The organism is Sporocytophaga myxococcoides DSM 11118 (assembly GCF_000426725.1).
GTDB lineage: Bacteria > Bacteroidota > Bacteroidia > Cytophagales > Cytophagaceae > Sporocytophaga > Sporocytophaga myxococcoides.
In genome coordinates this window covers 470,897-486,099 of record NZ_AUFX01000004.1, presented here as the reverse complement: position 1 = coordinate 486,099, position 15,203 = coordinate 470,897, and the positions used below count along the sequence as shown (strand labels likewise).

The following is a 15,203-nucleotide window of genomic DNA, read 5'->3' as shown; positions in this document are numbered from 1 at the left end:
AAATGATGAAAAGAACAGAGCCCCTAACTACTGCCCTCGAAAACAAAATTACAATTTTCGCCAAGGATGCTGAAGAAAGACGAAGGTACATAAAGTCAGCTTTGGCCAGCGCTCTGAGGTGGTATGCCCTTTCGCCAGACAAGAGGCATGGAGATGAACAACATGCTGTAATATTAATCGACCTTTTATCGGACTTATAATCCAAAACCTTTTAAAATTATTTCTATCCCTATTCAAACTTCAGGCGCTTTCATGCCAACATTAAAAACTAGTATACAATTATGCGCGGATCACTAACCTTGTTTACAGATATCTTTGAAGAGTCTTCTACAACCTCGGGGACAAAAAAGAAAGGACGCAGCTCTGAACTTCATGCAAAACGAAATGAGTGCTTAATTCATCGTTACTATTTTTACGGAAACTTTTCAGACATGCGCTACACGGCCATTATAGAGGCTCTGGCTAATGAATTCTTCTTAAGCACTGCAACGATACCTGATATAATTCAGGATAACATACATATTCTAAAACATCTTAAGGATGATAGGCCTAATAAAATATTTTTTGTAAAAAAGTATGCTCATTTAAACTGGTAAGCGAAACATTAATTTTTAAATAAATAATTACTAATACAGTTATTAAGAACAACCATCTTTGAGTGAGATAAGAGTTCTATCTAAGTTTCTAAACGTATTTTCAATGAAGCCCTCAATAGCAGGGCTTTTTTTTATTAATGAATTTTCTTGTTAAACATTTGAAACCTGAGGATAAAATGATTTTGTATAAGTCTTCTTATCTCAAAATGAAAGAATGCGTCTTCACTTGTTTCATAAGCGTTCCAGATTGAGTTAAATTTTTATGTAAACTTCAGCTTTGCAAAAGATATTTTGGTTGACCTGCAAAAAAATATTTTGTGAGTTACATGTCTTTAAGTTTCAGAGCTTACTTATTAAGAAAATCAGAATTGAAAAAGTATCATACCGCACATAGATACATCTGGCTCTGCATCAGTGTTAGTAAGGCCAAAAGGCAATTTGTAATCTGAAAAATCATAGTGCACATTTGTATCATAATCGACGTCACAAGAACATTTTTAGGATTGGCAGAAGATTTACGAGCTGGGAAACGGAGACATATTTTTAGCTTATTGTTTAAACAGAAAAAAATGCTCATGTCTTCTCCGATCCATTTATAATGCTATACGCCCCGTAAGGCTGCGGCATTTGTTTAGCATACAAAAGCCGGAGGACGGCTTAAAATAAAAACAGTTTTAATTATGAAAAATTACCTATCAAACATTTTAGCAGGATTTGAATTTAACAACTCATTCGAATTTGTACAAAGCTTATTGCCTACCATTAAGTACAATCTCCTCACTTTTTTTATGATCCTGGGCATTCCGGTTTCAGTTATAAACAAAATATTCGGACTTGATGAATTGGCATTCGGAGCTTTGATAATTGCCATGATCATAGAAATCCTGAGTGGAGTCTATGCATCTCATATAAGAAGGCAAAATTTCAGCAGTCAGAAGTTTGCAAGATTTACCGTGAAGTCCGCTTGTTATCTTATTCTGATAGCAGTTCCCTATGTCTTCTCAAACTCTTACAGAGAGAGGGGAAGCGATACAGTGGCAGAAATTTTTGAATGGCTTCACTTGTTCTTTGTTGTTCAGATTGTTGCAGAGCACATCATAAGCATCCTTGAGAATGCCGCGATTATCCAAGGCAAAAGAAAAACATATTGGATTGATAAAATAAAATCCAGAATAGGTAATACTTTATAACGCTCTATTTTTTTACTGTGAACATTTATATACTGTGCGATAACATGGATCATCAGAAAGCTTAAAATTTTTTATCAATATTATGAATGCAATCACTGTAATATTAAAGAATGGCCAGTTCACCACATTGAAAGAATGGCATGAAAAATATGATCTGAAAGCTGGGTCAGATCAGATAGGTAAGCATTTCAGTCTTAAAGAACCAAAATTTATGCAGGATCTTAAAGAATACGGTGAGCTTATTGTGAATGAACAGTTAATCCGGGTTATGGATGGTTTGAGAGAAACTTTGGGAGTGCCTTTAAAGATCAATGCTTTCAATAGAAGCAATGCGAAGCAGGAACAATTGAGAAGAGCAGGATACCGGGCAGCTAAATTTTCGCCACATGTTGCAAAAATGGCTGTTGACATAGATACCGATTCTATCATCCAGACAAGGGAACGTGTAAAGAAATTGAAAGAGGTTTCTTCTAAGCTTGGAATAAAAATCAGAATAGGCTATGAAGAATACCTGCAGGCAGATCAGTCTTTTATACATATTGATGTTTGTCCTGAATATTATGCCAAAGGTAAACCATTCCATTCCAAACCACACCCTGACGTGTGGGAGCAAAGTATGACATGGTAATAAGCTTTATAGGCTATTATTAAAAAATATAATTAATGTAATTAAACTAAATCCAAGAAATTAAGAGAAGAGGTTATGAGATCTTTTTTAATAATTTCATAAAACATCTAAAAACATGCTATTAGCTGGACTTTTTTCAATGATGGGATTTACTCAAGATCAGGAAAATCTTGCAACTCCCACACTAACTGTATCTCCATACCCTAGTGAAGCGCCTAGCGGACTTAAATTAACCCTGGGTGATACAAATGAAACACTCAGACGAAAATTAACAATTGTTGTGATCGGATCCTCGTCTGCTAAAGGCGAAGGAGCTTCTGATCTGGCGCACTCATGGGTTGAATTATTAAAAGCGTCGCTACCAGCGTATAGCGCAAGCATCGATGTTCAGAATATAGCTCATGGTGGCTACGGAAGTTACCAGTTCCGTGAAACAGGCTTTGTTCCACCAGCAGGTTATCCTCTTCCGGATCCTGAATGTAACGTAACAAAGGCATTGTCATTTAATCCTGACATTGTAATATTCGCCAATGCAGGTAATGACATAGTCACAGGTGGTTATGATATAGCAACTGAGATAGTTCCTAACTATCAGGCTATAAAAACCCTTGTTGAAGCTTCAGGTGCAATGTTTATTCCTACTACAACACAACCTAGAACTGGCACTAACATTGTGAGGCGCACAAACCTGGAAACATTATCAGAGTATGTTAAAAGCAATTTTGATACATATATTAACTTTTTCGATAATCTGGTTTGGAGGACTCCTGAAAACACAACTACCAATTTAACTGCACTCACCAATCTGAGGTATGATGATACACACTTTAATGACGCAGGACATCAGATAATGTTTGAGCAGGCGCTTGCAGTGATTTCATCAGTTATTAATGAGACGGCAAGGGTTGATGAATATGTCATTGAAAGATCTCAGACTGCTGTTAGCGGTTACACAGAGCTAACTACGTTAACACCGTTTCAGACTATTTATCAGGACAATAGTGCAGTTGCAAATACTACTTATTACTATAGGATCAAAGCAAAGGCTTTAGCTCCCAGATTGGATTCTTATTATTCGACAGTAGTTTCCAGTATGGTTCCGGGGATTCAGTTGCTACAAACAGTGTATTTTAACTTCGGTGCAAGCACAATAGTAGTACCTCAATACAATAATATCGGCATATCCTCAGCGGACATATCATTATTAAATAGTCTGGGAACATCATCAGGTTTAAAAATAAAAACACCTTCGTTTTCAACCGTTTCTAATGGTGAAACAGTAGACATGGGGACTGGATATAGCTTTCCATCTGAAGCAATGAGAACAGCACTTAATAATACTGCAGCAAGGAGTATAACAGTTACCGGAAGGGCAGGGAAGAAATATAAACTGGTATTATTCGGCTCCCGGTCAAATGCTTCATCTGCCACAGCGCCAAGAGAAACTATTTGGACAATCGGAAGTGAGACACATAGTCTGGAATGTTTTCAGAATAAAACACAGACAGTAACCTTTGGAGCAACTGAATCAACAAGGATTGCATTGAATGGAAGTGATCAGTTTATTGTAACAGTTACCCCAGGTGCAGGTGGACAGGCATATACCAATTGTGGTGTACTCTATGAATATGGAACGCCTTAATAGGACTTTGTGAAACCTGATTTTATATATTATAACTCATTTTTATCATAGAATGGTGAGAGACTAAAAATCTCCTTTTTTCATCCATTTGTTTTTATAGTACTAGCATACTTATGACAATCGAACCAAAATACAGTTGGCTTACTGAAGAGCAGGGGCCAGTGATGTTAAAAAATGCACTTGCGCTTTACGGCACAATGGAAAAACCTGGGACTGCAAATAATCCGGTAATTCTTCAATGGGCAAAGGAAATAGGAGGTGGTGTATCAGATGTATACAAGGCCGATGAGATACCATGGTGTGGACTGTTTATGGCAGTTGTGGCGAAGAGAAGTTCAAAACAAGTTGTGAAGGACCCATTGTGGGCCTTGAATTGGGGAACGTTCGGGAAAGCAACAGATGTGCCTATGTTAGGTGATGTGCTTGTTTTTGTAAGAAAAACTAAGGATGGAAAATCTGCAGGTCACGTTGGCCTTTATGTTGGGGAAGACAATTCATGTTTCCATGTTCTCGGAGGTAATCAGAGTGATAGAGTATGTATCACCAGGATAGAAAAGAACAGATTATATACAGCGAGAAGAGCGGATTATATTGCGCAACCATCTAATGTGAGAAGAGTGTTACTAAACAGCTCTGGTCTTATTTCAAGCAACGAAGAATAAAGCGATATATAAGTCATTGGTAGATCTGTTTTAAGTATGCATAGGTACTAATCTCTTAAAGACGGAGGAAGGCTCTCATCCCTGGGAGGAGAGCGTCAAGAGTATCTTTCTTTTTGTCATCGTAAGTTTGAGAAAAGAATCCGAAAAGAAATATAAACAAAATATTATTTTGCAAGCTACAAGCAAAAGTGAAGGATAAAGGCTAAGTTTTGTCATTAGTCAAATAAGACTCTTCAGCATGCAAGCCCCCTTCACTTCTTATTAAAACTTGGACAGTTCACTAGGTCTAGAACCTGTTTATACGATAGATAAGTTAAACATAAGATGTGCTTGAAAAAATTTGATATAAAATGGTTATAGGAATCGATTGTTCAAAAGCAACACTAGACGTTGGCAAATCTGAAGGAGGCAAGGCTAAATCTTTGGGAAGTTTCTTAAATAATCCGACTGGATTTATGAGAATTTATGAATTGGCAAAATCAAGCCGTCTTGTAGTTATGGAAGCCTCTGGGCCTTATTACATGCCTTGGCATATTTTCTTAAAGAAAGAGGAGTTTCTGTATCTGTAGTAAATCCTCTGGTTATAAAAAGATATTGTCAGATGAAGCTCGTCAGGGCGAAAACCGATAAGAAGGATGCAATGATGATAGCTCGTTATGGGGAGTCAGAAACACCCCAGCTTTGGGAACCTACTTCAGAGATAATTCTAATGACACAACAATTAGAAACCTACCTTGAGGGATTAAAAAAGCGAAGAACGATGGTAACTAATCAACTTCATTCATTCAGACATACAGGAATACTCAACAAAGAATTGGAGAAAGAGCTTGAAGAAGAAATAGCAGACTATGATGAGAAGATAGCCAGGAAGGAAAAAGAGATAAAAGATCTTCTGGATAAGGAAAACAGAGAATTGGTTCACAATCTACAATCTATCCCAGGAATAGGTCCTAGAACTGCAAGTTTATTTATCATTACGACTAATGGGTTTCGTGATTTTGATAATTATAAACAGGTTATCTCTTATTATGGAGTCGCACCAAGAATATTTGAGTCAGGGACATCTGTAAAAGGTCGAGGACGTATTTGCAAATTAGGAATGTCCCAAGTCCGCAAAATATTGTATATGGCTGGTTGGTCAGCAATTAGATGTAACAAGGCATGTAGAGAATTATATGGACGACTCAGAGAGAAGGGGAAGCCTTTCAAAGTAGCAATGATAGCAGTAGTAAATAAGCTTATAAAACAAGCATTTGCAATAGCCAAAAGTGGGATTGAATATCAGCATGATTACAAACCTACTTTTGCCAGAACAATTGAACAACTAACATAGATGTGAAGATTTAAAGAAGTTGTGATCTGTTCAATTGTTCTGACAAAAGCTCCAACCGCTGTGTGCTACTTTAAAAAATGTAAACCTTTAATTCAGGGCGGAAGGTTGACAATATTTTGATTAATAGAAAAACAACAAAATATTATTCTGCAAAATATTAAGGGAAATTTTGAAATGAACACAGTTCATGTTGAGCTTGCGAAACATCTGGGCTTTCCCAAAGAATGAAATTTGACTATCTGTTAAGTTGTCAATTGAAATTGCAAATTATCTTTTGATATCAGATCCTTCGCAGGACTCAGGATGACAAAGCCATTGGTTGTTGTGTTTACAAAGTCGTTCATTAGTTTATAATTATGGAGAATAGAAATATAATTCTATATGTCTTATGTGCTGCAGTAGCATTGATATGTATCCAGGGCTTTTTCCTTTTAAAGCAATCAAGCAATCTTAGAGAGTCAAGAGAAATATTGACTCATGTATTAAATGAAGTGAGAGCCTCAAGAGACATTATTGAAGCACAAAGAGTGACAATTGAAGATCTTAAAAAAGAAAGTAAAGCATTGGTGTTGAAAGTGAACGAGGTAGACTCAATGAATACTGTTATTAAAAAAAATCTTGACGCGAATTTTAACAATGCAAATAAAACAATTAACGAAATAAGAAGAACCGTTGATGGTATCAGGTCAATTCAAATTCACTAGTTATGAAGGCAATAATTTTTACACTGACTTTTTGCGGAATATATTCAGTATTGTTAGGGCAGCCATCACAGGATATCATAATCAGAGAAAAGTCCGATAATGGTTTGGTTGATGTTGATACCTTGATTGGTATAAAGAATAAGACGCTGAGGTTCGAGTATGATACGCTTTATATTATAAATAAAACGGGACTTATAGAATTTGTGAGATGTGCAAACGACCTTAATAAAGTAAAAAATCTATCAGGCTCTCTCAATGGTTTGTCTTTCGACTTATCTGTGATTCAGAGCAATGTTGATTCTATGTATACAAACATGAAGTCAGTAACAACTTTTATCAAAGGCTATGAAAGAGATACAAAAGTTAAGCTTGATGTATTAAGTAATGACAATGATAAGTTGTTGAAGAACATGGAGTCAATGAAGAAAGATTTAAATGAAGCCAGACAAACGATCAAAGCTGAGAAGTGGAAAAGTATTGGTTCAAAGATTCTTTGGGGTGCTGGAGGTTTTGTTATTGGAGGGCTTTTGTTTACGAGTTTGATAGTCATACGATAAGCCTTGCAATACCTGTAGTTAATACTATCTAAAGAAAGATGTATATCAGTTGATTATTGATGGATAGTTTAAAATCATATTATAATTATCACTTTGTTTCTTGCTTCGCAAATGAATTGCGACAATAGCTTCTATGTTTGAGTTATTATTAATAGAGCAAGCGTGATAATGAGATCTGTGTTTAGTAGTTATATTCAATAAGAAACTTTCTTTTCAGAAGAAGATGATGGCAATGCAAGATGCTATTGTTCATAGATGAGTTTCTTTTTTCATATCGATTTTTAATAAAAACTTTTAAAAAAATTTTAATTATGGCAAATTCTAAAATTTCCGCTCTGGATCAGGTTACTTCAGTAAATGGAAGTGATGTTCTTCCTATAGTTCAGGGCACTAATTCAAAGGTCACCAGAAAAGTTCGTCTTGATCAGCTGCCTCAGTATGCAGGGAAGATTGATACGACGGTGGCAGATCTTCGGACTATGGTTGCGAATAGTCAGTTAAAGCCGGGGACTGTTTATGCGTTTGATTTTCAAACGAAGTATATTGTCCCTAACACAGGAGTAGAAGGTGTGTCTTATGGAGAAATTAGAACAGAAGCTCCGGAAAGACTAATTGTGATTGCTATATCAGAGAATAAGTTGTCACCATCAGCATATTCTGTATATTTTCCCGAGGATATAATTCACATAGACATTTTGAGTGCCCAAGCCTCCAAATGCGAAGATGGCACTACAGACAGAGATGGAAAAATTACATATAGAAAAGATACTAAACGTAATCTTGAAACATGGTATGATTTCAGAAATGTAAGGTTTAGAAGGTGGAGAAGTATTACTGCAGCTGTCAACCCAGATTTAGTCTGGAGTTCTTCCAAAAACTATAACTTGAATGATATTGTTTTGGATAGTAACCAATTTTATTTATGTAGGAGAGCTCACAACGCAGCTCAGGTGATTTCAATCAATAACGAGATCTATTGGACGAGACTGATGTTTAATAGTTTTTTGGATTTTGCATCGGAAAGATTGTTGTTTGTTTTTGGAAAATTGATCAATGCAGTTGGTGATACTTTGGTTAATTATTTTGAGACCTTTAATGGGAGCTGTGAAAATATTTCAATCGGTAGAGATGTGAATGGGAAATACAATAATATTGTGTTTAAAGAGGGCTCTAAAAATATTACTATAGGTGAAGGTTCTTCTGATATGACGTTTGCAGGTAGTTGCTATAACTTTGAAATCGGGCATGGTTGTAAAAACATTAGGATAGATACATCTTATTCGAATGTAATTGGTGATAACTGTTCAGATATTTCACTCAATGGTTCTAATAATAATATCGTTGGTCCATGGAATTCGGCGTTATACCTGGAGTCCTCTTTAGGAAATTCTTTCGGGACATCATGTTCGTATAATGTTTTAAGAGGTTCTTACAATAATAATTTTGGAAACTCTTGCGCTGGTAATTTTATGTTTAGTTCTACTGCGAATACGTTGTTGAACGAATGTAAATGGAACTCGTTTCATGGAAGTGGTTATAATTTTTTGCATAATAGCTGCTTTAACAATGTTATAGGTTCAGGCGCAAATAATAATACTTTGGGAAATGGTTGTGCGAATAATGAATTTTTGGATGCTGGATCAGGATATTCTTCTTACGGAGCATTTAGCTCGAACACTTTAGGTGCACTGTGTAAATCTAACAAAATCCGAGGGAACAGAATAATTTTAGATGTGGGCTGTGAAGGAAATCAGTTTAGAGCGAATAGCGAGGATATTTATCTAGCTCCTGGAGTAAAGAATAAAGACTTTAGTGCTGTTGTCCTCACTTCGTTCAGACTTGAGATACCTACTATTACGTCAATGACAATAACATCTAATTATTCAGGTCGGACAGTTAATTTGATTCAACCAGACGGTCAGCTAAAGTATTGGTCCATAAGTTCTGCGGGCGTGGCAAGTTTAGTGACTTTCTCTTAAAATCTAACATTAATATGTTTCAAAACTATTTCGATCATACTTATCTCATCAACCTAAAGCACAGAAAGGATAGGTTAGATAGAGCATTATCAGAGTGCAAAAATTTTGATTTTGAGCCGGAAATTATAACAGCAGTTTATGGTAAAGATCATTTGGATAAATTTATCAATCCACATGGTATACCTGAGTATGCATGGAACTCTGGTAGCATGGGTCTTTCGATGACAACCGCTAAGATTATTCAAGATGCAAAGCTAAAGGGATATAAGTCAATTCTGATACTGGAAGATGATGTTGAATTTAATAATGGTTTATCAAAACGTCTCGCAGATAATTTCCATACTATACCTTCCGATTGGGAGATGATCCTAATGGGGGGAGCACATCTTGAACATCTTATGAAGATCAATTTTCATATTTATAGAGTTCAAAAATCAAGTTGTCTTCACTGCTATGCAATCAAAGAGACTTGTTATGATTTTTATCTCGAACAGCTTGAAAAGATGGACATGCCTATAGATCACATAACGATGGATATTATTCAGCCGAGAGGAAAGACCTATTGCTTTTTTCCGAATATGGCCTACCAGCGTCCATCCTATTCTGATATTGCAGAGAGAAAAGTAGATTATAGTTTTTTGAGGTAGTAATATTCAATATTTATAATTTAAATATAATTTTTAAAATGGCTAATTTTTATTTTTTTACTGATATAGATCTTTTAAGCAGCCAGGCACAGATTGGTGCATTTGGCCCTGCAGGGTCTTCGGGAGGGAAAGATAAGTACCAGGTAACAAGTATACATAGCTCCAGTTCAGATTCAAATGCTTATGCAATCTCTGATGGAGTTGTTTGTGTACAGGAAGATGGTTCAAATGCGAACTTGGTAAATCTTATTCTTAAGCCTCTAAGCCAACCGCCTTTCGCTTTTTCTAAAATTAAATTTATCATTTACAGAGGTATTAAGAAAGATAGTTTATTCAATGGAAACGAAATTGCAGTTTCAACGAGCAATGATTTAACCAAAAGCATCTGGGAATCTCAAACAGCAAAAAATGCTAGCACTGGGACTTCCGAAAATCCTCCTAAAGAGGCTTTAGGAATAGATTTAAAAGCTCCAGCTTTCCCTGACAGTGGTTCAATCGATGATATCTTCTATAGAGACAATGTTGCCAATCAATTCCCGGTTGTAAAGTCCGGATGGAAAATTGGAAAATTTAATGCATCATCTTTTGGTATTGAAATCTTAACAGAGTCTATTGGTTTTGATCCGAAATTAAGTGTTGCGAGAGCAAACAAAAATATCATCGAAGTAAATACACTTCCAGTTAGTCCAACGCAGGCTCAGATGTTTGAGCACTGGCATGACAAAGAGGAGATTTTAAATTACATTGACCCTTGTGCGTTTTTTGGTTGTTTTAGTCATTCTCAGATTAGAGTGAAAAGGTCCACTTCTGATAATAGTGACAGATTAAGAGGAAACGAAGTTTATGATACTATACTTGCGAAGTTTAACAATAAGAATAGGATCTATCTTGATATAAGAAATGAATTTAATCATTCATTCAATTATTTTAAGAATTATGGTACAACAATTAATGCTGCTTTCGATGTATCTTCAACTCCTTCGTCTATCAACTATTATAGAAATGGGTGGCCAATATTGATTCTTGAAAATTCTGATTTCCCTGTGGGCAATACTTTAAAAAGAAATTTGATAAGAATTCAAATGCCAGATGGAGGTGGTGATAATACCCTTCCCTTAATGTATGTATGCAGTGGTTATCCAAGCCAAACATATCCTAAAGAGCCAAAGGGGAAAGGTAGATTTTATGATCTGACGGTTACTTCAGGTCACACAAATGAATTTTCGTTAACAACTCTTAATAGGGATGGGGGGGCAACGACTTCTGTATCATGCTATATAAAATTGAAGTATAACAAGAGGTTTGATCCAAGTCATAATCCTGCTTCTTCAGGCACCGTATTACGATCACAAAATTACCTTGATAATATTATTTCACCATTTAGTCTTGTAATTCCTTTTGCAGGTGATTCTAATCTGAAATCAAAGATTTATGATGATGAGGTTTATATAGATTTTAGGCAAAATTTGAAAAAGGATTTCGCAGCCAGTATAGGTATTGCAAAATATGACCAGGCTGTTGAATTATTCTATTCTGCTTCCAATGTGCGAAATACTGAGGAAAAGGAGCATAAAAGGTTTCCTCAAAAAAGTATTGCTTATAAAACGTCTAAGGCGTTTTTAGAAAGTATTGTAGATTCTATAAAGGGGGTTAGATTATTTAAGACACCTTTAAATTTAGCGGATCAAACTTTATCTGCTGGATATTTGACTCTTGAGACAGATTTCTCAGAGGATTTTTCAAGCTGTGATAGTTCAGAATATTTTTCTATTATACTAACGACTTCTCAGTGGAATTCTTTAAATAATATTGTCACTGGATTTATCCCTAAATACAGAGTTTACCTAGGGCTAATTAATAAAGCTAATGAAACGGATAATAACGGCATAAGCTACACGGTAGCTGAACTTGCTTTACGAGGTTATATCGAACAGAGTCAGCAAATTTTAATAAATGAATTTTCTACAGGTATAAAAATTTTTTCACATGGCAATCTTTAATACAACAGAGGCTCTTCAGGTTTTCCAAAATGTTCTTGTCGATGGTCCTTGCGTCTTAAGTAATACTGTTGGACTCGATGGTGTTAACAATGCTAATGATGTAAGAGCCTTACAAAATAGGTTAATTAATCTGGGCTTTTTAAGCCAGAACGAATTAGGTCAAGAGTATCCTGGCACTGGAGTAATTACACAAATAGCAGATACAAGTTTAGAGCAAACAATTGGTGCGATTTCTGATTTTACCCGCATGGCATTAGGAATACGCCTTGTTCAAATTCGTCCCAAATCAACAGAGCTGAAATTTTTAAATATGAATCGTCCGAGACGTGGCGAAATATCTCATATAGCTTTGTCAGGAGATGTCGGTGGGGTAATACCGAATATCACCAATGCTACAAATAATCTGACAGACGTTGAATTAGTAAGAAATAGATTAAGAGTCCTTGGTTTCTTGCCTTTAGATAGTCCAAACAACATGGATACATTGACCAATGCTATAAAAGATTTTAATTTTAAAATGGTAATGGGGAGTTTCAATAGAATCAGACCGAATAGTCCTGAGTTAGAGGTTCTTAATAAGCCACCTCGATTCAGGCCAAGTTTAATCAATCTTGAAAATGAAGTTGGAGAAATTACTAATAATCCTGCTGGAAATAAAAATACAGATGTAGCAGCAGTTCAGACAAGGTTAAATGAGTTGGGCTATCTTTCAACTTCCGATTTTAATAACGAACTTGTGTCTGTAACAGGAACTTCAACTATTAATGTATCTCAAATTCCTAAAACGATTGTAGCTCTTAAAGAATTTAAGATTATAAGAGGATTTACCTCTTTGGCTGCAGGGATAATTGCGCCAAGGTCCAGTGCTCTTAGAATTTTGTCAAATCCTTTATTACCGAATAGCAAAGGGATCTTTATTCAAGACTCTGTAGGAAGCACAAGAAGAGGGACCGTGCCTCAGAATAATAGGGCAGATGTTAGAGTTATCCAAGATAGACTTCATGAACTTGGGTTCTTAAAGCCGGAGCATTATGTGAGGGAAAAGGTTTCTAGTATTGGCACTCCTGCCACAATTAATCAATCTAGTATCCCAAGAACACGAGAAGCCTTAAGGGAATTTCAGGCCAATGCTTCTTTGAATGTGCCAACTGGTATTATTGAACTTAATACTCCTAATAGTAATGACAGATTGATGAATAACACAACGATCTGGGAAACAATAGTAGGAACGGTTTTTGCTCTCTTCGATCCTACATACGGATCTGGCACATATGTCAACCCCAATGCACTTAATCCTATGGCAACTGCTCCAACAGGAGATTTAACTCCAGACCAGGAAAGAATATATACAGCGATAATTCGTAGTGAATCTGATGGTAATGGAGAAATTCCTGCTCGCTTAAGAAATGGATCTTACACCCCCACTTCTTTTGGGAAAGTACAAACTATTGGGTCGACTGCATTATCACATATTATAAGCGACACGGTTTTAAGGAATTATTATGGGTTAGATAGTGATGAATTATCTCTAGTTAATGGAATCGCTAGAGACACGGAATCCATTTATTTTAGGATTGAAGATATTGTACTGGACGAAGATGATGGTGCTGTTGATGCCACTCTTTATGACAGAGTTGTAAATATATTAACTAGTGAAGCAATTAGTACTCCTATTTATAATAGAGCTGTAATTAGACTAACTAATGAAAGAATTTCTCAAGATACAACATATTGGAATGCTTTTTCCTTAGTTACAGGTCTTGATATTGTTTATCTCAGTAATATGATTGAAGTTAACATCTTACGAAAGATGCTTACCATCAACACTGCTGCACAAATATATGGTCGAGGTGGTGCTGCCAATACACCAGGTAGTTATTTCAATTATATAACTAATTTATTGGGCCTTAGAAGAAGTGACGTGAATCTTTATTCCCAGTCACCAAGTCAACAAGGTGAAATAAGAAATGGTTTTGTTACGAAATCAATTCTAAGTTCATCAATTGGTCAAAATATCAGAAATGCCATGACTGATAATAGCGGTCTTGCAATTGGTAAGTTAGTTGTAAGGTCAACTTTTAATAGTGTAAGGACAGAATATAATACAAATGCACAAACTCAGCAAATAGTAGATCAATATATATCCGAAAACCCAACCTATTTGAATAACATATTAGATGCTGATGCGGTAATTGCCGCATGCACTGCCAGAAGGCATAATGGTGGAGGGACTTCTCAAGAAAGATTAAGAAATTTGGGTGGACAAGGAGGTGTACTAAACAATGGATATGTTAGGGGTGTAATGCGTAATTGGTATAATTCTAGGAACTAAAATGAAAAGAAATCGAATTTACATTTTTGTCTTTATTTTTCTCCCTTATATCCTAAAAGGGCAGGTAGCTGAAAATCATTATGACTCGGCTTTAGTATGTCAACTTGGAATAAAAAAGATTTTATCAGAAAGAATTGGAGATAATTTGACCATTGAAAAAAGTATTTTGGTGAATAAGTATTTATTTAATGATAATTGTGAATTGATCCAAGATTCCTCTGCTTTGGGAGTTACTGATTATACATATGATCTGATTACAGGTAAACTTGTAAGTAGGCATCTTCAGAATATAGAAGAAGAAGAATATAAATACATTAATGACACTCTTACAATTTCAACAATTTATGCTTTGGATATCAAAAAACGGTATGTCACTAGATATATTAAATCAAAATCAGGGCGTACAAGAATCATCGTAAAATCTGATGCGTCCGACCCGCTATATTTTGATAGTTCTATATATAACTATGGGAAAAATGGCCTGTTAGTGGAAAAGAAAGTCATAACTCCAAGGCTTTATTTAGTTAGTAAATACATCTACGATTCTTCTAATAGATTAATAAGAATAAACGAGCGTACTAATCATTCAAATACTTATTTTGATTATTTGTATAGTTACACTGACAGCAGTTCATCTGTAATAGAAAGGTATTTTAATTTTGATGGAAAATTGATTGAGGTGTCTAGTGAAAAAGTATTTGATCAAGAAAAAAGGTTAATAGAATATAAAACTAAGGATGTCAGATATATTTATACATACAATTCCTTAAATAAACTTCTAGTATCAGAGATGATAAACCTTATATCTCACACAAAAACAATAAAAAAATACACATACAATGTCGATGGAACTATCAATACAATTGAGATGATTTTTCCAAACCGAAAGGTGAGTATGCTAAAATTTACTTATTATAAGTAAAAGCATTTTTT

General features: G+C 35.4%; 15 protein-coding genes. All 15 read left to right on the top strand.

The window, feature by feature from the left end:
* The first annotated feature begins 2 nt into the window (after nucleotides 1-2).
* The 15 genes from K350_RS0104940 to K350_RS0104875 all read left to right on the top strand — a co-directional run bounded on the left by K350_RS0104940 (nucleotide 3) and on the right by K350_RS0104875 (nucleotide 15,192).
* Nucleotides 3-200, top strand: a complete 198-nt coding sequence (locus tag K350_RS0104940; RefSeq protein ID WP_028978957.1) for a hypothetical protein — start codon at nucleotides 3-5, stop codon at nucleotides 198-200.
* Nucleotides 201-281: 81 nt separating this feature from the next.
* Nucleotides 282-596: a hypothetical protein gene (locus tag K350_RS0104935; RefSeq protein ID WP_028978956.1), complete on the top strand. Its 315-nt coding sequence runs from the start codon at nucleotides 282-284 to the stop codon at nucleotides 594-596.
* 680 nt (nucleotides 597-1,276) lie between these two features.
* The gene (locus K350_RS0104930; protein ID WP_028978955.1) at nucleotides 1,277-1,786 is read left to right on the top strand and encodes a phage holin family protein; all 510 of its coding nucleotides are present in this window, start codon (nucleotides 1,277-1,279) and stop codon (nucleotides 1,784-1,786) included.
* 82 nt (nucleotides 1,787-1,868) lie between these two features.
* On the top strand, nucleotides 1,869-2,414 hold the full coding sequence (locus K350_RS0104925) for a DUF882 domain-containing protein (protein ID WP_028978954.1): 546 nt from the start codon (nucleotides 1,869-1,871) through the stop codon (nucleotides 2,412-2,414).
* A gap of 115 nt (nucleotides 2,415-2,529) precedes the next feature.
* Nucleotides 2,530-4,056 carry an SGNH/GDSL hydrolase family protein gene (locus tag K350_RS0104920; RefSeq protein WP_028978953.1) on the top strand — a complete coding sequence of 509 codons (1,527 nt, stop codon included), beginning with the start codon at nucleotides 2,530-2,532 and terminating at the stop codon, nucleotides 4,054-4,056.
* A 113-nt stretch (nucleotides 4,057-4,169) separates the two neighbouring features.
* Nucleotides 4,170-4,718: a TIGR02594 family protein gene (locus K350_RS0104915; protein WP_028978952.1), complete on the top strand. Its 549-nt coding sequence runs from the start codon at nucleotides 4,170-4,172 to the stop codon at nucleotides 4,716-4,718.
* 350 nt (nucleotides 4,719-5,068) lie between these two features.
* Nucleotides 5,069-5,287, top strand: coding sequence for a hypothetical protein (locus tag K350_RS32690; protein ID WP_051312876.1), 219 nt, complete (start codon nucleotides 5,069-5,071; stop codon nucleotides 5,285-5,287).
* Nucleotides 5,245-6,051 (top strand): IS110 family RNA-guided transposase, encoded by an 807-nt coding sequence (locus tag K350_RS27440; protein ID WP_211236714.1) that lies wholly within the window; start codon nucleotides 5,245-5,247, stop codon nucleotides 6,049-6,051. Before K350_RS32690 ends, K350_RS27440 begins: the two co-directional genes overlap by 43 nt.
* Before the next feature lie 356 nt (nucleotides 6,052-6,407).
* Nucleotides 6,408-6,755: a hypothetical protein gene (locus K350_RS0104905; RefSeq protein ID WP_028978951.1), complete on the top strand. Its 348-nt coding sequence runs from the start codon at nucleotides 6,408-6,410 to the stop codon at nucleotides 6,753-6,755.
* A 2-nt stretch (nucleotides 6,756-6,757) separates the two neighbouring features.
* A complete protein-coding gene (locus K350_RS0104900) occupies nucleotides 6,758-7,312 on the top strand; it encodes a hypothetical protein (RefSeq protein WP_028978950.1) in 555 nt (184 codons plus the stop codon).
* A gap of 311 nt (nucleotides 7,313-7,623) precedes the next feature.
* Entirely contained in the window at nucleotides 7,624-9,291 is a 1,668-nt protein-coding gene (locus K350_RS0104895; protein WP_028978949.1) for a hypothetical protein, read from the top strand.
* A 14-nt stretch (nucleotides 9,292-9,305) separates the two neighbouring features.
* Nucleotides 9,306-9,938, top strand: a complete 633-nt coding sequence (locus tag K350_RS0104890; protein WP_028978948.1) for a glycosyltransferase family 25 protein — start codon at nucleotides 9,306-9,308, stop codon at nucleotides 9,936-9,938.
* A gap of 38 nt (nucleotides 9,939-9,976) precedes the next feature.
* Complete coding sequence (locus K350_RS0104885; RefSeq protein ID WP_028978947.1) at nucleotides 9,977-11,938, top strand: hypothetical protein; 1,962 nt, start codon at nucleotides 9,977-9,979, stop codon at nucleotides 11,936-11,938.
* Nucleotides 11,925-14,270, top strand: coding sequence for a peptidoglycan-binding domain-containing protein (locus K350_RS0104880; RefSeq protein ID WP_028978946.1), 2,346 nt, complete (start codon nucleotides 11,925-11,927; stop codon nucleotides 14,268-14,270). Before K350_RS0104885 ends, K350_RS0104880 begins: the two co-directional genes overlap by 14 nt.
* Before the next feature lie 169 nt (nucleotides 14,271-14,439).
* Nucleotides 14,440-15,192, top strand: coding sequence for a hypothetical protein (locus K350_RS0104875; protein WP_156026934.1), 753 nt, complete (start codon nucleotides 14,440-14,442; stop codon nucleotides 15,190-15,192).
* The last annotated feature ends 11 nt before the right edge of the window (nucleotides 15,193-15,203 follow it).